15 protein-coding genes are annotated in these 15,708 nt (G+C 62.6%); 10 read left to right on the top strand and 5 right to left on the bottom strand.

Translation table 11 applies throughout. The features are described 5' to 3' along the window. Positions 1–649: 649 nt before the first annotated feature. The 3 genes from phbB to ACWNZ3_RS14380 form a co-directional block, all read right to left on the bottom strand. The gene (phbB, locus tag ACWNZ3_RS14390) at positions 650–1,372 is read right to left on the bottom strand and encodes an acetoacetyl-CoA reductase (RefSeq protein WP_269361285.1); all 723 of its coding nucleotides are present in this window, start codon (positions 1,370–1,372) and stop codon (positions 650–652) included. 367 nt (positions 1,373–1,739) lie between these two features. Beyond that, a complete protein-coding gene (locus tag ACWNZ3_RS14385) occupies positions 1,740–2,915 on the bottom strand; it encodes an acetyl-CoA C-acetyltransferase (RefSeq protein ID WP_269361283.1) in 1,176 nt (391 codons plus the stop codon). A 131-nt stretch (positions 2,916–3,046) separates the two neighbouring features. After that, the gene (locus tag ACWNZ3_RS14380) at positions 3,047–3,889 is read right to left on the bottom strand and encodes an EAL domain-containing protein (RefSeq protein ID WP_269361281.1); all 843 of its coding nucleotides are present in this window, start codon (positions 3,887–3,889) and stop codon (positions 3,047–3,049) included. Positions 3,890–3,993: 104 nt separating this feature from the next. Here ACWNZ3_RS14380 and ACWNZ3_RS14375 point away from each other — a divergent pair, with 104 nt between their 5' ends. After that, positions 3,994–4,572 carry a DNA-3-methyladenine glycosylase I gene (locus ACWNZ3_RS14375; protein WP_496900370.1) on the top strand — a complete coding sequence of 193 codons (579 nt, stop codon included), beginning with the start codon at positions 3,994–3,996 and terminating at the stop codon, positions 4,570–4,572. A gap of 219 nt (positions 4,573–4,791) precedes the next feature. Next, entirely contained in the window at positions 4,792–5,412 is a 621-nt protein-coding gene (rpsD, locus tag ACWNZ3_RS14370; protein WP_114275193.1) for a 30S ribosomal protein S4, read from the top strand. Between the two features lie 51 nt (positions 5,413–5,463). On the opposite strand, the gene ACWNZ3_RS14365 is transcribed toward rpsD, so the two are convergent. Then, positions 5,464–5,796 (bottom strand): hypothetical protein, encoded by a 333-nt coding sequence (locus ACWNZ3_RS14365; RefSeq protein WP_496900369.1) that lies wholly within the window; start codon positions 5,794–5,796, stop codon positions 5,464–5,466. Positions 5,797–6,183: 387 nt separating this feature from the next. Here ACWNZ3_RS14365 and ACWNZ3_RS14360 point away from each other — a divergent pair, with 387 nt between their 5' ends. From ACWNZ3_RS14360 to ACWNZ3_RS14340, 5 genes are all read left to right on the top strand, one after another. Next, positions 6,184–6,615, top strand: a complete 432-nt coding sequence (locus ACWNZ3_RS14360) for an acyl-CoA thioesterase (protein WP_240313051.1) — start codon at positions 6,184–6,186, stop codon at positions 6,613–6,615. A 59-nt stretch (positions 6,616–6,674) separates the two neighbouring features. After that, the gene (locus ACWNZ3_RS14355; protein WP_274573892.1) at positions 6,675–8,093 is read left to right on the top strand and encodes a homospermidine synthase; all 1,419 of its coding nucleotides are present in this window, start codon (positions 6,675–6,677) and stop codon (positions 8,091–8,093) included. A 65-nt stretch (positions 8,094–8,158) separates the two neighbouring features. Continuing rightward, positions 8,159–9,250, top strand: a complete 1,092-nt coding sequence (hisC, locus tag ACWNZ3_RS14350; RefSeq protein ID WP_269361273.1) for a histidinol-phosphate transaminase — start codon at positions 8,159–8,161, stop codon at positions 9,248–9,250. Continuing rightward, positions 9,243–10,163 (top strand): prephenate/arogenate dehydrogenase family protein, encoded by a 921-nt coding sequence (locus tag ACWNZ3_RS14345; protein WP_496900368.1) that lies wholly within the window; start codon positions 9,243–9,245, stop codon positions 10,161–10,163. Before hisC ends, ACWNZ3_RS14345 begins: the two co-directional genes overlap by 8 nt. After that, the gene (locus tag ACWNZ3_RS14340) at positions 10,160–10,951 is read left to right on the top strand and encodes an extensin-like domain-containing protein (protein ID WP_496900367.1); all 792 of its coding nucleotides are present in this window, start codon (positions 10,160–10,162) and stop codon (positions 10,949–10,951) included. The genes ACWNZ3_RS14345 and ACWNZ3_RS14340 overlap by 4 nt, the downstream gene beginning before the upstream one ends. On the opposite strand, the gene ACWNZ3_RS14335 is transcribed toward ACWNZ3_RS14340, so the two are convergent. Next, positions 10,939–11,955, bottom strand: a complete 1,017-nt coding sequence (locus ACWNZ3_RS14335; protein ID WP_496900366.1) for a DUF2125 domain-containing protein — start codon at positions 11,953–11,955, stop codon at positions 10,939–10,941. The genes ACWNZ3_RS14340 and ACWNZ3_RS14335 overlap by 13 nt on opposite strands. Before the next feature lie 66 nt (positions 11,956–12,021). Here ACWNZ3_RS14335 and ACWNZ3_RS14330 point away from each other — a divergent pair, with 66 nt between their 5' ends. The 3 genes from ACWNZ3_RS14330 to ACWNZ3_RS14320 all read left to right on the top strand — a co-directional run bounded on the left by ACWNZ3_RS14330 (position 12,022) and on the right by ACWNZ3_RS14320 (position 15,699). Then, positions 12,022–12,552, top strand: coding sequence for a gamma-glutamylcyclotransferase (locus ACWNZ3_RS14330; RefSeq protein WP_269361266.1), 531 nt, complete (start codon positions 12,022–12,024; stop codon positions 12,550–12,552). 73 nt (positions 12,553–12,625) lie between these two features. Beyond that, positions 12,626–13,822: a biopolymer transporter ExbB gene (locus ACWNZ3_RS14325; protein ID WP_269361265.1), complete on the top strand. Its 1,197-nt coding sequence runs from the start codon at positions 12,626–12,628 to the stop codon at positions 13,820–13,822. Positions 13,823–13,824: 2 nt separating this feature from the next. Then, positions 13,825–15,699: a peptidoglycan -binding protein gene (locus ACWNZ3_RS14320; RefSeq protein WP_496900365.1), complete on the top strand. Its 1,875-nt coding sequence runs from the start codon at positions 13,825–13,827 to the stop codon at positions 15,697–15,699. The last annotated feature ends 9 nt before the right edge of the window (positions 15,700–15,708 follow it).

Raw genomic sequence — 15,708 nt, 5'->3', positions numbered from 1 at the left:
ACAAGGATTGATCCGATGATTGAAGCCACAACAAACGCCGCAGCCCGCAACGCCATCCACAAGGCACATCGTGCGCGTGGGGCTGCTGTCAACGCCTTTTGGGGTTGGTTGTTTCCCCGTTCCAGCCGCTAAAGCGTCCGATCTTTAACCTGAAGTATCCAGCGACATGAATGCCCCGGGAGCGCCGCAGGCGCTCATGTCTCTGGTTTAAGGTCGGGCGTTCTAAGGGCGGCGGATCGGGCTTTCCCAGCCCGTACCAGCAAAAAGGCCGGCTCGAAGGAGCCGGCCTCAGATAGCTGACAAACCCGGAAACGGCTGCCGCCGGAGGTAAATCGTTCTTCTGCGCTCGGCGTTACGTTTTCGAACGAAGGGCCGCGCCCGAGCCTGGGAGGGCGCATTGAGACGCGCATTCGGAGCGCTTCCCTTACAAATATCAATGTTGTCAGTGTGATACGAGAAGTCACCAAAAGCGCCCTCCCGGGGGGAGGGTCGGGCGCGGCCCGGGCTTTCAGCCCGCGCCAAGGGTTGTGGCTGGCGTCGTGGAAGAACGATTTCGTTGTTTCGGGGGGGGCGGGTGCAGGAACGTGCTTTTTCAGCAGCCTCAGGCCGGCTCGAAGGAGCCGGCCTTTGATTGTCTCAACTGCTGCAATCAGACAAAGAATTGCGCGCCATTGGCCGAGATGGTGGAGCCGTTGATGAAACCCGCATCATCAGAGACCAGGAATTTGACGGCGCGGGCAATTTCCTCCGGCTCGCCCAGACGGCCCGCCGGGATCTGCGCGATGATCGATTCGCGGACCTTCTCAGGCACGGCCATGACCATATCCGTGCCGATGTAGCCCGGGCAGATCGCATTCGCGGTGATGTTCGCCCGCGCACCTTCCTGCGCCAGCGATTTCACGATGCCCAGATCGCCGGCCTTGGTTGCGGCATAGTTGACCTGCGCAAACTGCCCCTTTTGTCCGTTGATCGAGGAGATCACCACAATGCGCCCGAACTTGCGTTCGCGCATGCCCGGCCAGATCGGGTGAATGGTGTTGAACACGCCTGTCAGGTTGGTGTCGATCACCTGGTGCCATTGTTCCGGCGTCATCTTGTGAAAGGGTGCGTCACGGGTGATGCCCGCATTGGCGACGACCACTTCGACCGGTCCCAGGTCCGATTCGACCTGTGCTATGCCATTCTTGGAGGACTCGTAGTCGGCAACGTTCCACTTGTAGGTCTTGATCCCGGTTTCCTTGGTGAATTCGGCAGCGGCTTCATCATTGCCGGCATAGGTGGCGGCAACGGAATAGCCTGCATCCTTCAGTTCTTTCGAGATGGCGGCGCCGATCCCACGGCTCCCTCCGGTTACAAGTGCGACACGGGACATTTAGTTTCCTCCAGTAATGATATTTCGAAATGCATCTATCAGACGCAACTTTATTGCTACCACAACCGGTTTATGCGGCTTGTTCAAGCTTGGCAACACCGAAGCGAGCTTGGCGGTTCAATTTGTCGATTCTACTATTTGGGGAGAGAACTTCAGCCACCCAATTCAGCGTTTTCGCGGCATCGGCGCAGTCTTGCCCGGGCTGCGCGCCTGATCTGCCGCGGCGCAGGGTTCGGTGACATGTTGCGGGGAAAAGCCGTCCCTCCCGCCACCTCAGCAGACCAGCGTTCGAAACAGGAGGGCGGGGAAGTGCAGGCATCAGCGCGCTGCAACGCGGCCCCGTGAAAGGGCCGCGTTGCCAATCAGATCAAGGGCGCTCAAGGCACATGGCGACGCCCATGCCGCCACCGATGCACAATGTTGCCAGGCCCTTTTTCGCGCCGCGGCGTTTCATCTCGAACAACAGGGTGTTCAGGATCCGCGCGCCGGAGGCCCCGATGGGGTGGCCGATGGCGATGGCACCGCCGTTGACGTTCACGATGGCCGGGTCCCAGCCCATGTCCTTGTTCACCGCGCAGGCCTGGGCGGCAAAGGCTTCGTTGGCCTCGACCAGGTCCAGGTCTTCAGCTTTCCAGCCGGCCTTTTCCAGCGCCTTGCGGCTGGCATAGATCGGGCCGACGCCCATGATCGACGGGTCCAGACCGGCAGTGGCATAGGATGCGATCCGTGCCAGCGGTTCGATGCCGCGTTTCTCGGCTTCGTCCGCGCTCATCAGCAGGGCGCCGGCGGCACCGTCATTGAGGCCGGAGGCGTTGGCGGCGGTTACGGAGCCGTCCTTGGTAAAGGCGGGGCGCAGTTTCTGCATGGCTTCGATGGTGGCGCCGTGGCGGATGTATTCATCCTGATCCACAATCGTTTCGCCCTTCCGGCCCTTCACGGTGTAGGCGACGATTTCGTCGGCAAACTTGCCGGCCTTCTGCGCGGCTTCGGCCTTGTTCTGGGAGGCGACGGCGAATTCGTCCTGCTGGTCGCGGCTGATCTGCCATTTTTCGGCAACGTTTTCGGCGGTCTGGCCCATGTGGTAGCCGTTGAAGGCATCCCAAAGACCATCGCGGATCATCGTGTCGATGAATTGCAGGTCGCCCATTTTCTGGCCCGCGCGCAGGTTTTGCGCATGGGGCGACATGGTCATGTTCTCCTGGCCACCGGCGGCCACGATGGCGGCATCACCCAGCTGGATGTGCTGTGCGCCAAGGGCCACGGCCCGCAGGCCGGAGCCGCAAACCTGGTTGATGGACCATGCGGCGGATTCGATCGGCAGGCCCGCATTGATATGGGCCTGACGGGCAGGGTTCTGGCCCTGTGCAGCGGTCAGTACCTGGCCCAGGATCGTTTCGGACACATCGGCGGCATCCACGCCCGCGCGGGCAACGAGTTCACGCAAGACGGCAGCGCCCAGATCGTGGGCAGGGATATTGGCGAAGGAGCCTCCAAAGCTGCCCACTGGGGTGCGCGCGGCGGATGCAATGACGACGTTGGTCATGAGATAGCGTTCCTCTTCATGTTCGACAGAAGAGTCTCGCCGCGGTGAAGGGGTGAATACCGCGACTCCTCTGCCCTCTGGCTTGTCATATCCCAAGGACAGGGGCGCGGCAACTGAGTGGCGCAGGTAGGTTACCGGGCCGAAGACTGCGCTGCAGGTTTCAGCCAGTCGGGCTGCGTGGTGGGCGCGCCGAAAAAATAGCCCTGCAAACAATCCACGCCAAGGGCAGCGGCGGCCGCGGCGTCCTGTTCGTTTTCCACACATTCGGCGATGGTGAGCATGTCAAAATGCTGCGCAATGGAAACCATGGCACCGGTCAGGGCGCGGTTGTCCGCATCCCGTGCGATGCCGCGGATGAACTGGCCGTCGATCTTGATCACGTCAAAGAGGAAATCCTTGAAATAGCGGATGGCGGTCTGGCCTGCGCCAAAGTCATCAAGGGCAAAGCAGATTCCCTTGGGTTGCAGTTCATCCATCAGGTCGACCACCAGTTCCGGCACGGTCATGGCAGAGCTTTCGGTGATTTCCAGGATCAGCCGTTCGCCCAGCATCGGGTTGCGGTTGAGGGCGCGGTGCAGCAATTGCTTCCAGGCCTTGTACCCGATGGAGCGGGCAGACATGTTGATCGAAAGGCGCAGGGCCGGATGCCGTTGCAGGGCGGTCAGCCCCATCCGCAGGGCAATGACGTCAATCTCGCGCCCCAGATCGGTGTCTTCGATCACCGGCATGAATTCGCGCGCCGGAATCACGCGACCGGTGGCGTCCAGCACCCGGATCAACCCCTCGTAAAAGGCCCGGGTGCCGGGCGCGCGCGCGGAGACGACAGGCTGATAGGCCAGCATGGTTTCCTTGTGCGTTATGGCATCACGGACCATGGCAAGCGTATTGCGGTCGCGCGCGGCGACGGCATGGGTCAGCGGATTGACGGCATCTGCGGGCACATCGGCCCATTTCTGTTTTTGTCTGGCATTCACGGCATGTACTTTCCCACGGTGCTGCGCCACCTTGGCGTCCAAAGTGATAACGGCGCTTTAAGGAACGAATTTGCTTCGAATTTTTCCTGCGCAGAGGAGGGGCCATGCAGCGGTGCGGATGGGCCGGGACCGACCCGGTATATATGGACTACCACGACAGGGAATGGGGGGTGCCAGAATATGACAGCCGGGCCTTGTGGGAAAAGCTGATCCTGGATGGATTCCAGGCCGGGCTGAGCTGGATCACCATCCTCAGGAAGCGGGACAATTTCCGCAGGGCGTTTGCCGGGTTCGATCCCGATGAAATCGCAACCTGGGGAGAGGAAGAGGTGGCCAGGCTGGTCGCAGATCCGGGGATCATCCGTCACCGGGGCAAGATCGAGGCGGCGATTGCAAATGCCCGCGCCTGGCAAGAGGTGGAGGCCCGCGAAGGTTTTGACACATTCATGTGGCGGTATGTGGATGGTGTGCCATTGCAGAACCGGTTTGCGACACAGGCCGACGTGCCCCCGCAGACCGTGCTGTCACAGCAGGTATCGAAGGACCTGAAGAAGGAAGGTTTCAAGTTCTGCGGCCCCACCATCGTCTATGCCTGGATGGAGGCCTGCGGGTTGGTCAACGACCATATCGTGACCTGTCATCGGCATGCGGCATGTGCGGAACTGGGGCGTTCAGGAGCCTGAGGCCCGATGGGTGGATACCAGCGGCCAAAGACGGATCTGGCGTCGGATCCGCGCGGTCTGCCGGAATCGGGAATTCTTGCATTGACTCCCCGTGGCACCCCCGTATAAGCGCGGCTTCATTGGTGTTGGTGGCCCCCGCAAGGGGATGCCTGTCGGGGTCGCAAGCCCAAAGGACAACGCCCTTTACCGCCCCTCGGGGCCACATAAAGGAGAACAGCCGTGACAAAACGCACCGCTGCCAAGCACAAGATCGACCGCCGCATGGGCGAAAACATCTGGGGCCGTCCGAAATCCCCGGTAAACCGCCGCGAATACGGCCCCGGCCAGCACGGCCAGCGCCGCAAGGGCAAACTGTCCGATTTCGGCATTCAGCTGCGCGCCAAGCAGAAGCTGAAAGGCTACTACGGCGACCTGACCGAGAAACAATTCCGCCGCATCTATGGTGAAGCAGAGCGTGTCAAAGGCGACACCGGTGAAAACCTGATCGGCCTGCTGGAGCGTCGCCTGGACGCGGTTGTCTACCGTGCCAAGTTCGTCGCAACCGTATTTGCTGCGCGCCAGTTCGTGAACCACGGCCATGTCCGCGTGAACGGCAAGAAAGTGAACATCCCCTCCTACCGCGTGAAAGAGGGTGACGTGATCGAAGTGCGTGACCGTTCCAAGCAAATGGTTGCCCTGCTGGAAGCGACACAACTGGCCGAGCGTGACGTGCCCGATTACATCGAAGCCGATCACTCCAAGATGACAGCGACATTCGTGCGCACACCGGGTCTGGGCGATGTGCCCTATCCGGTGATGATGGAACCGAACCTGGTCGTGGAATTCTACGCGAAGAACTAAGGTTTTTCGCCATCCTGTCTGGAAAGGCCGTACCGCAGGGTGCGGCCTTTTTCATGCGGAATCGGGTGCGAGATACCTGCTGCCGCTGAAGAATATGTTGTTCCTGCGCCTGATGCGCACGCCGCTGCGGTCCAGGCGATAGCCGCGTTCCTCCATGATCTGGCGCACCATATGGCCGATCATCTGCCTGATCTGATGATCCCTGACCCGGTTGCCGAAGGCTTGTACAAGCGCGGGAGAGAGCGGTTCGATGGCCGGACGGCCGAGATAGGTTGCCGTTTCCATGCGCAGGCGGTTTTCGGGCTGCCTGAGAAAATCCCAGAGCGCTGCACCGTCCTGCAGATGAAAGGCGCGCTCGAACTTGTCTGGTCTGTAGGTCAGCATTCCCGGCCGCCTCCTCCACGATCTGCAAATGTAGACATCTCATTTTTGACATGTCTTGATTTGCGTAGCGGGGGAAGGTGAAGGCGGGGTTAACGGAACCCTTGGGCAAAACCGCCGACAATGTTGGCAGGTTGAAGAGCGCGGCCTGGGGGAAGTATGGCGGAACCTCCAAACAGGCGCTCCGGAAGGGCTCAGCCCTGACACATCCTGTCTGGCTGATCTGCCATACTCCTTGAGGGTCCCTAAGCCTCAGCTCGGCGTCTCCTCCGCGATCTACAAATCAAGACATGTCATTTTTGACATGTCTTGATTTGTATTTGGGAAATGTATCTGGGAAAGCGGCCTCTGCCAGTGTACCACCATCCCCCAACGCAGGAGGAGACGCCCATGCAAGTTCCGTTCAAGACCACCCGCATGCTGAATTTCGGCGATTGCGACATCTCTGGCACCGCCTATTTCCCCTCCTACCTGAACATTCTCAACGGCGTGAACGAGGAATTCTGGCTTCACCTCGGCTGGCCCTGGCACAAGATCATCTGGGAAGACCGCTGGGGCACGCCCACCGTGCATCTGTCCTCCGACTTTTCCAGCCCCTCCTTTTTCGGCGAGGAACTGACCTTTGAGGTGCATGTGAAAAAGGTCGGGCGCTCTTCGGTGACCATGTACCACGAGATCAGCTGCAAGGGCGAAAAGCGCTGGTCCAGCACCCAGGTCCTGGCCGCATCGGACCTCGACAAACATATTTCGATCCCCTGGCCCGCCGATGTGAAAGCCGCACTCGAAGCCTGTCTGGTCAACGACACACCGGCACAGGATTGACCCTGTAGCCTGCCTCATGCATCAGCGGGGGCAACCCGTGACAAAGTGAGGTACGCCACATGACCGCATATCCAACCTATGGCCGCATCGACGGTCCAATCGTGATCATCGGCTTCGGCTCGATCGGGCGCGGCACGCTGCCGCTGATCGAACGTCATTTCGACTATGACGCGGATCAGCTTGTGGTGATCGAACCTGATGCGGGCGTGCATACCTTTCTGAGCCAGCGCAAGATTCGCCATATCGCGGAAAAGGTCACGCGCGACAATTACCGCGATCTGCTGGGGGGGCTTTTCAAGGACGGCAAGGGGTTCTGCGTGAATCTCAGCGTGGATACCTCCAGCCTTGATATCATGAAGCTGTGCCGCGAGTTGGGCGTGCTCTATATCGACACGGTGGTGGAGCCCTGGGAGGGGTTCTATTTCGAAACCCAGAACAATGCGGAACGCACCAATTACGCCCTGCGCCAGAAGGTGCGGGACGAGGCGGCGGCCAACCCCGGCGGGACAACGGCGGTGTCCTGCTGCGGGGCCAACCCCGGCATGGTCAGCTGGTTCGTGAAAGAGGCGCTGCTGACCCTGGCACAGGATACGGGCAGGCAGGTGACCACCCCCGAAACCCGCGAGGGCTGGGCGACATTGATGCAGTCGCTGGGCGTCAAGGGCGTGCATATCGCCGAACGCGACACCCAGGCCCGCCGCATTCCCCGCCCGCGCGGCACCTTCGTCAACACCTGGTCGGTGGAGGGGTTCATCTCCGAAGGGTTCCAGCCTGCCGAACTGGGCTGGGGCACGCACGAGACCTGGATGCCGGAGAATGCCCATAGCTATGACACCGGCTGCCAGGCGGCAATCTGGTTCGAGCGTCCGGGTGCCATCACCCGGGTGCACACATGGTGCCCCACGCCCGGTCCGCAGTTCGGCTTTCTGGTGACCCATAACGAAGCGGTGTCGATCTCGGACTATTACACCGTCGGCGCGGCCGGGAACCCCGATTACCGCCCGACCTGTCATTATGCCTATCACCCGTCTGACGACGCGGTGCTCTCCCTGCACGAGATGTTCGGTTCCGGCGTGACCCAGACCAAACACCACATCATGGAACCCGATGAGATCAGCGAAGGCATCGACGAGCTGGGTGTGCTGCTTTACGGGCATGAAAAGAACGCGCTTTGGTATGGCTCCCGCCTCAGCAACGCCGAGGCGGTCGAACTGGCCCCCTACCAGAATGCCACCGGCCTTCAGGTGACCTCTGCCGTGCTGGCGGGCATGGTCTGGGCGCTGGAAAACCCGACCGCCGGGATTGTCGAAACCGACGAGATGGATCATGCCCGCTGCCTTGAGGTGCAACGCCCCTACCTGGGCCCGGTAGAGGCGCATTATACCGACTGGACGCCGCTGCAGAACCGCTGGGAGCTGTTCCCCGAGGATATCGACGAAAGCGATCCCTGGCTTTTCCGCAACGTGCTGGCCAGTTGACGAAACCGGTGGTGCCGCCCCGCGGCGGCCGCTAGAAGTTGGGCCATCATCATGGAGTGCGCCGCATGACACAGATAACGCCGCAGCCCGGCATCATGGATATCAAGCTCTACCAGGGCGGGGCCAGCCATGTGGCGGGCATCCAGAACGTGGTCAAGCTCAGCTCGAACGAGAACCCCCTGGGCCCCTCCGAAGCTGTGATGGAGGCCTTCCGCCGTGCGGCGTTCAGCCTGCATCGCTATCCGTCAACGGACCATGCCGGTCTGCGCCAGGCAATCGGGGAGGTCCTGGGCCTCGATCCCGACAACATCATCTGTGGCGCCGGTTCGGACGAGATCATCGCCTTTCTCTGCCAGGCCTATGCCGGGCCGGGGCGCGAGGTGATCCATACCGAACACGGTTTCGGCATGTACAAGATCAATGCGCTGGCGGCAGGTGCCACCCCGGTGGAGGTGAAAGAGCGCGAGCGGGTCACGGATGTGGACAATATCCTTGCCGCCTGCGGTCCCAAGACCGCGCTGGTCTTTATCGCCAACCCCAACAACCCGACCGGCACGATGATTGCGCCCGGCGAAGTTGCGCGGCTTGCGGAGGCCCTGCCACCGCAGGCGCTGCTGGTGCTTGACGGGGCCTATGCGGAATATGTCGATGGCTATGACGGCGGCGCCGCCCTGGTGGAGGCGCGCGAAAATGTCATCATGACGCGGACCTTCTCGAAGATTTACGGATTGGGCGGCCTGCGCATCGGCTGGGGCTATGGCCCGCGCCATGTCATCGACGTGCTGAACCGCATCCGGGGGCCGTTCAACCTGTCTCAGGCGGCGCTGACCGCGGCAGAGGCGGCCATCCGCGATGTGGCCTATGTGGATCACTGCAGGGCGGAAAACGCACGCATGCGGACCTGGATGGCCGACGCGCTGGCCGAAATCGGCGTGCCGTCCGACGTATCGCTAACCAATTTCGTGCTGGCCCGTTTCGCCAGCCCCGAAGAGGCTGCGGCCTGCAACGCGCATCTGACCTCTCAGGGCCTGCTGGTGCGGCCTTCGGCCAGCTACAACCTGCCCAATTGCCTGCGGATTTCGGTGGGTGACGAACCCTCCTGCCGCCGGGTCGTGCATGCGGTGCGCCAGTTCAAGAACGGTGAGGCGGATGACTGAAGTCTATGACCGCGTGGCGCTGATCGGCCTTGGCCTGATCGCCTCCTCGATGGCATGGGCGATCAAACGGGGCGGATTGGCGCGCGAGGTCACCGGCTATGCCCGTTCCGCCGAGACCCGCAAGATCGCGCGCGAGATCGGTCTTTGTGACAGGATCTGCGACACAGCGCTTGAGGCGGTTGAGGGCGCGGATCTGGTCGTGCTTTGCGTTCCCGTGGGCGTGATGGGGGAACTGGCGGCGGAAATCGCCCCGGCGTTGAAACCGGGGGCCACCGTCACCGATGTGGGATCGGTCAAGGCGGATGTCATCGCCCAGGTCGGACCGCATATTCCGGAAGGTGTGCATTTTGTCCCGGGACACCCTCTGGCCGGGACCGAACACTCCGGCCCACGTGCGGGTTTTGCCGAGCTTTTCGAAAACCGCTGGTGCCTTCTGGTCCCGCCGGAGGGTACGGACCCGGAAGCCATCGCGAAACTGCGGCGGCTCTGGGAAGGTCTTGGTGCCAATGTCGACGAAATGGATGCGGAACATCATGATCTTGTGCTGGCGGTGACCAGCCATGCGCCACACCTGATCGCCTATACGATGGTGGGGGTCGCCGATGATCTGCGCCGGGTGACCGACAGCGAAGTCATCAAATATTCCGCCGGTGGTTTCCGCGACTTCACCCGCATCGCCGCCTCTGACCCGACCATGTGGCGCGACGTTTTCCTGTCGAACAAGGATGCGACGCTGGAGATCTTGGGCCGCTTCACCGAAGAATTGTTTGCGCTGCAAAGGGCGATCCGACAGGGTGACGGGGCGCATCTGCACGATTACTTCACCCGGACCCGCGCGATCCGCAAGGGGATCATCGAGGCGGGTCAGGATACCGATGCGCCCGACTTCGGCCGGGGAGGGGGCAAGAAATGAAAGCGGCGGGGGCGACATGTGTTCTGCTGGTTCTGGCCACGCTGGCCCAGGCCAGCGGCCCGAACACGTCGCTGCGCCCGGTCCCGCGCGAGGGCGGTGAGCCGGTTCAATCGGCACCGGTGGCCCCGGCCGGGCAGCCCGACGACACCATCATGACGCAGAATGTGCAGCCCGAAAGGAAGGGATTGTTCAAATCCCTGCGCCCCCTGTTCCGGTCCCGCAAAGTCGAAAAGACCGCCCGCACGCAGCGCGAAATGCTCAAGAAAGGCGCCGTCTGCGGTGATCTGGCAATCCAGGGCGAAGTCCTGGGCCGGGTCAAAGGCACGCTGAGCGGCTGCGGCGTGGACAATGCGGTGAAGGTGCGGTCGGTCTCAGGCGTAAAGCTCAGCACCGGCGCGGTGATGGATTGCACCACGGCCAATGCATTGAAAGCCTGGATGGAACGCGCGGCCAAACCGGCCCTGTCCAGATCGGGTGGCGGTCTGAAAGGTGTCAGGGTGGCGGCGCATTACGCTTGCCGGGGGCGCAACAACCAGAAGGGCGCAAAGATATCCGAACACGGCAAGGGCCGGGCCATCGACATTTCGGGCTTTGTCCTGAACAACGGCACCGAGGTCAGCGTTTTGCAGGGGTGGAATGCGCGAACCTATTCCAAACCACTGCGCCAGATGCACAAGGCCGCCTGCGGGCCGTTCGGCACGGTGCTGGGCCCCAATGCCAACCGGTTTCATCGCGACCACTTTCATTTCGATACCGCGCGTTACCGGTCAGGAACCTATTGCCGCTGATCCTGTCGCAGCATGATGCGCGGCGCGGGTCCAAGCGCGACCGGGCCAAGCGCCATCTGCCCCTGCGCGAAGGCAAGGGTGATTTCGATATCGCCGTCCTGACCGCCGATATTGGCCAGCCCGCCCATCAGCAGCTGCACCTGATCGCGCTGGGCCGGGTCCAGCAGGCCTGAGGTTGCGGCGAGGTCGATCATCTCCTGCCACTGTGCCAGGCGCAGGGTCACATCACCGGTCGGCACACCGGCCGCGTCAATCGTAACCTGTCCATTGCCGGTCAGCGCCAGCGCGCCCCACCGCAGATCAAGCGCCTTGAGGTCCATCGCGCGCGGCTGTGCGGGCGGGCCTGTCAGCGCCTCCCGGTCCAGCGGCCTGTCAAACCGGATGGCGCCCTGCAGCGCAAAGCTTTCAAATGTGGCTGGCCAGCCATCGGTCAGGTTCAGAAGGTCGCGCAGGGCATCGCCCGGTGTCAGCGCCGCCGCCTCGATATCAATGGTATAGAGCGTTTCGGTTGCCGCATCCTGCTGTGCCGTCAGGGTCAGGGCATCCGCGCGCAGCAAGGTACCCTGCAAGGCCGAGAACTGCCATGCCGAGCTGTGCAGCGCCACACTTTCGAGTTGCAACGCGGTTCCCGGGCGCAGCCGCAACCGGGCGGCGGCATCCTGTGCCTGCAGGCTGAACTGCTGACCCGCAAGGGTGATGGTGATCGGCGTTTGCGGCAGCTCCAGCGTGACATAACCGGGCCAATAGGCCGGCGCCGACAGCGTGATCCGTTCCGCCGATACCGCATTCCCGCTGGCCGGGTCGGCCAGGGTCACCCCATGTGCCAGGCTGCGCAAACGCAGCGGAAAGCCGCTTTGCGCCACATCGGCCTCTGCCTGCCACCCGGCGGCGCGGCGGTCCTGCAGCCATGCCAGTGCCCCTTGCCGCAGGGCATAGCTGGCCCCGGCCCACCATGCAGACCAAAGCAGGGCGACGGATATGAGCAAAATCACCAAGCTGCGCATCAAGAGCCCCCTTTAACTCGACCCGATGATGCGGTTTACCGGGGGCAAAGCGAAAGGACCAGCCAGATGGAAATGTGGGTGTTCGGATATGGGTCCCTGTTGTGGAACCCGGGGTTCGAGGTTGCGGAAAGCGTGGTCGGCACCCTGCCGGGATATGCGCGGTCCTTCTGCATGCGCTCGATCCACCATCGCGGCAGCGAGGAATCTCCGGGACTGGTGCTGGCGCTGGACGAGCAGCCGGATCATGCCTGCACCGGCATCGCCCTGCGCGTGGCGCCGGGGCAGGAGGCGGCGACGCTGGCCTATCTGCGGGAGCGTGAACTGATCTCTTCCGCCTATCTGGAAAAGAACCTGGATGTCGATCTGACCGATGGCAGGCGGGTCCGGGCCGTGGTCTATGTCATCGACGAAACCCACGACCAGTATTGTGGTGGTTTGCCGTTGGAGGAGCAGGCGCAGATCATCGCGCGTGCGGTCGGGGGCCGGGGGCCCAATACCGAATACCTCTACAACACGGCCAGCCATCTGGCCGAGATCGGCCTGCACGACGCCGAACTGGATTGGCTGCACGAAAGGGTGAGGCATCTGACCTCATAATTACATGGCGCAACGCGGCAAATCCGGTATAAACACCGGTGAGAGCAGGAAAAAGGGTCAGGAGCCAAGCCTGATGGCGCAGCCAGACCGCGCGCAGACACCGCAATTCTCCCAGCCGGTGCGTCAGATTACACTGATGCTGGTGGTGCTGGCCCTGACCGCCGTCGGCGGCTTTATTGCGTTGCCTTCCGTGTTTCCGATCTTTGTGGCCAACCCCTATCTGAACGGGGTGATCGTCTTTGTCTTCGTCATCGGTGTGCTGGCCTGTTTCTATCAGGTCTTCCAGCTGATCGGTTCGGTCCGCTGGATCGAGAATTTCGCCTCGGACAAGCCCGACCCGGAAACAATGGCGCCGCAACTGCTGGCACCTCTGGCGCAGCTTTTGCGGACGCGCGGGGCGCGGATGCAGATCAGCGCAACATCGACACGCTCTATCCTGGATTCCGTTGCGACCCGCATCGACGAAGCACGGGAGATCACGCGTTATATTGTCAACATGCTGATTTTCCTCGGCCTTCTGGGAACCTTCTATGGGCTGGCCACGACCGTTCCGGCGGTGGTGGATACCATTCGCAGCCTGGCACCCTCCGAGGGTGAAGGGGGCGTCAATGTCTTCAACCGCCTGATGACGGGACTTGAGGCGCAGCTGGGCGGCATGGGCGTTGCCTTTGGCTCTTCCCTGCTGGGTCTGGCCGGGTCGCTGGTGGTGGGGCTGATTGAGCTTTTCGCAGGCCACGGACAGAACCGGTTCTATCAGGAACTCGAAGACTGGCTGAGTTCCATCACCCGCGTCGGTTTTTCTGCCGGGGATGATGCCACCAGCGATCAGCATATGATGGCGGGCGTGGTCGATCACATGGCAGAGCAGATGGAAAGCCTGCAGCAGATGTACACCCAGTCCGACATCAGCCGGTCCATGGTGGATGAAAAACTGGGCAAGCTGGCCGATGCGGTGGACCGGATGACAAACCGGATGGAACGGGGCGATAACTCTGCCAGCACGCTGGAGCGTATTGCAGAGGGGCAGGAACGGCTGATCGCCACGCTGGAAAAGACGGGCGGCGACGGTATGGATGCCGAAAGCCGGATGCGCCTGCGGTCCATCGACGTGCAGATGCTGCGGATCCTGGAAGAGATTTCCGCCGGCCGTCAGGAAACCATGGCTGAACTGCGCCATGACATCTCGCTGCTGGCAAAGGCGGTATCGGGCGGGCGGCCCGCATCCGTGCCGCGCCGGATGCGCAGTCCCGAAACGCCGGATGAGAGCTGACCATGGCTTTGTCCCGGCGGACAGGAGCGCGCTTCCAGGGGTCGATCTGGCCCGGCTTCGTGGATGCGATGACCGGTCTCTTGCTGGTTCTGATGTTCGTGCTGACCATCTTCATGGTGGTGCAATATGTCCTGACCGAACGGATCACCGGTCAGGAAAGCGAGCTGGACCAGCTTTCGGGTGAGGTTGCCGCCCTGGCCCGCGCGCTGGGGGTGGAGGAACGTTCCAACGCACAGCTTGAGGCGCGTCTGGGGGCGCTTAACGCAACGCTGAATGATGCACAGGAACAGGTCAACCAGCAGGCCGCCCTGATCGCATCCCTGACAAGCGAGCGCGACAGCCAGGCAAGTGCACTGAAAGCCGCGCAGACCCGGATTACCGGGTTCGAGGCGCAGGTCGCCGCCCTGATCGCTGCGCGCGACAATGCGCTGGGTCAGGTGGCGACACTGGAGGATTCGCAGGCCAGCTTGCAGGAACGTCAGGCGCAATTGCTGAGCGAACAGGAGGCGCTGAACCTCGCATTGGCCAGCGCGCGCAATGAGGTGGATGCCCAGGCCGAAGCCGCGCGCCTTGCCGCCTCCCGCCGCGAGGCGCTGGATGCCCTGGTCGCGGACCTGCGGGCGCGCAACGCGGAGGCCGAGGGCCAGGTGGCCGACCTGACACAACAGGTTGCCGAGACCGAGGCAGCACTGAGCGAGGAAGAGGCCGCGCGGCTGGCCGAAGCGGCAGCAGCGGAAATGCTGCGCAACCGTCTGGAAAATGCAGATGCGGAACTGACGGCGATGACCCTGGCACTGGAGCAGCAACGCCGGGAGGCGGAGGAAACCCTGACCCTGCTGGCCGCGGCAAGAGCGGCGGAGGCGGATCTGGACAGCCGTCTGTCGCAGACCCTGCTCCGTTTGCAGGAGGCAGAAAAATCAATTTCCGAAGGCGAGGACGCGCAGGAGAACGCCGCGCGCCTGCGTGCCGAAATCGAAGCGCTGCGCGGGCGTCTTGATGAAACAAGTGCAGAGCTGACGGAAGAGCGCGACGACCTGCGCGCGCAACTGGCACAGGCGTTGGCGGCGAAGCTGGCGGCGGAAACCCTGGCCGAGGATACAACAAGCGAGGCGGAAAAACGCGCGGCGCTGCTTGCGGCGGCGCGGTCGGCACTGGCCGAGGAAGAAGCCACAAGTGCTGCGGCCCAGCGGCAGACGGAATTGCTGAACCAGCAGGTTGCGGCCCTGCGCCAGCAATTGGGCGACCTTCAGGCCTTGCTGGACGATGCGGTGGCGCGGGATGCGGCGCAATCGGTGGAACTGCAATCGCTTGGGTCCGAGCTGAACACCGCCCTGGCCCGCGTCGCGGCAGAGCAGCGCCGCCGTGCCGAGCTGGAAGCGGCAGAGCGCGCGCGGCTTGAGGCGCAGACCAAGGACCTTGAACAATACCGCTCCGAATTCTTCGGCCGTTTGCGGAATCTGCTGGGCGCGCAGGAGGGGGTACGGATCGAAGGGGACCGCTTCGTCTTTTCCTCAGAGGTGCTGTTTCCGCCCGGTGGGGCGGTGCTGTCGCCCGACGGTGAACGGGAGATTGCCAAGGTGGCGGGCATCCTGCGCGCCATCGCGGGCGACATCCCGTCCGAGATCAACTGGGTGATCCGGGTGGACGGCCACACCGACAACGTGCCGCTCTCCGGCCTGGGCGAATTTGCCGACAACTGGGAGCTGTCTCAGGCGCGGGCGCTTTCGGTGGTGAAATACATGATCAGCGCTCAGGGAATCGCGCCCGACCGGCTGGCTGCGAACGGCTTTGGCCAGTATCAGCCTGTCGCCACCGGCGACAGCGAGGAAGCCCGCGCGCAGAACCGCCGGATCGAGCTGAAATTCACCGAGAAGTAACCCGGAGCC

The organism is Sulfitobacter sp. IGS-18, from assembly GCF_059628195.1.
Note: the sequence above shows the minus strand (reverse complement) of the source record. Positions and strands in the feature narration are given on the sequence as shown.

Excerpts from the sequence above, each read along its gene's own strand:
- ACWNZ3_RS14375 (WP_496900370.1), top strand. The coding sequence starts at position 3,994 with ATGCAGCGGTGCGGATGGGCCGGGACCGACCCGGTATATATGGACTAC.
- ACWNZ3_RS14345 (WP_496900368.1), top strand. The coding sequence starts at position 9,243 with ATGACTGAAGTCTATGACCGCGTGGCGCTGATCGGCCTTGGCCTGATC.
- hisC (WP_269361273.1), top strand. The coding sequence starts at position 8,159 with ATGACACAGATAACGCCGCAGCCCGGCATCATGGATATCAAGCTCTAC.
- ACWNZ3_RS14365 (WP_496900369.1), bottom strand. The coding sequence starts at position 5,796 with ATGCTGACCTACAGACCAGACAAGTTCGAGCGCGCCTTTCATCTGCAG.
- ACWNZ3_RS14320 (WP_496900365.1), top strand. The coding sequence starts at position 13,825 with ATGGCTTTGTCCCGGCGGACAGGAGCGCGCTTCCAGGGGTCGATCTGG.
- ACWNZ3_RS14335 (WP_496900366.1), bottom strand. The coding sequence starts at position 11,955 with ATGCGCAGCTTGGTGATTTTGCTCATATCCGTCGCCCTGCTTTGGTCT.
- ACWNZ3_RS14355 (WP_274573892.1), top strand. The coding sequence starts at position 6,675 with ATGACCGCATATCCAACCTATGGCCGCATCGACGGTCCAATCGTGATC.
- ACWNZ3_RS14330 (WP_269361266.1), top strand. The coding sequence starts at position 12,022 with ATGGAAATGTGGGTGTTCGGATATGGGTCCCTGTTGTGGAACCCGGGG.
- ACWNZ3_RS14360 (WP_240313051.1), top strand. The coding sequence starts at position 6,184 with ATGCAAGTTCCGTTCAAGACCACCCGCATGCTGAATTTCGGCGATTGC.
- ACWNZ3_RS14340 (WP_496900367.1), top strand. The coding sequence starts at position 10,160 with ATGAAAGCGGCGGGGGCGACATGTGTTCTGCTGGTTCTGGCCACGCTG.
- phbB (WP_269361285.1), bottom strand. The coding sequence starts at position 1,372 with ATGTCCCGTGTCGCACTTGTAACCGGAGGGAGCCGTGGGATCGGCGCC.
- ACWNZ3_RS14325 (WP_269361265.1), top strand. The coding sequence starts at position 12,626 with ATGGCGCAGCCAGACCGCGCGCAGACACCGCAATTCTCCCAGCCGGTG.
- ACWNZ3_RS14385 (WP_269361283.1), bottom strand. The coding sequence starts at position 2,915 with ATGACCAACGTCGTCATTGCATCCGCCGCGCGCACCCCAGTGGGCAGC.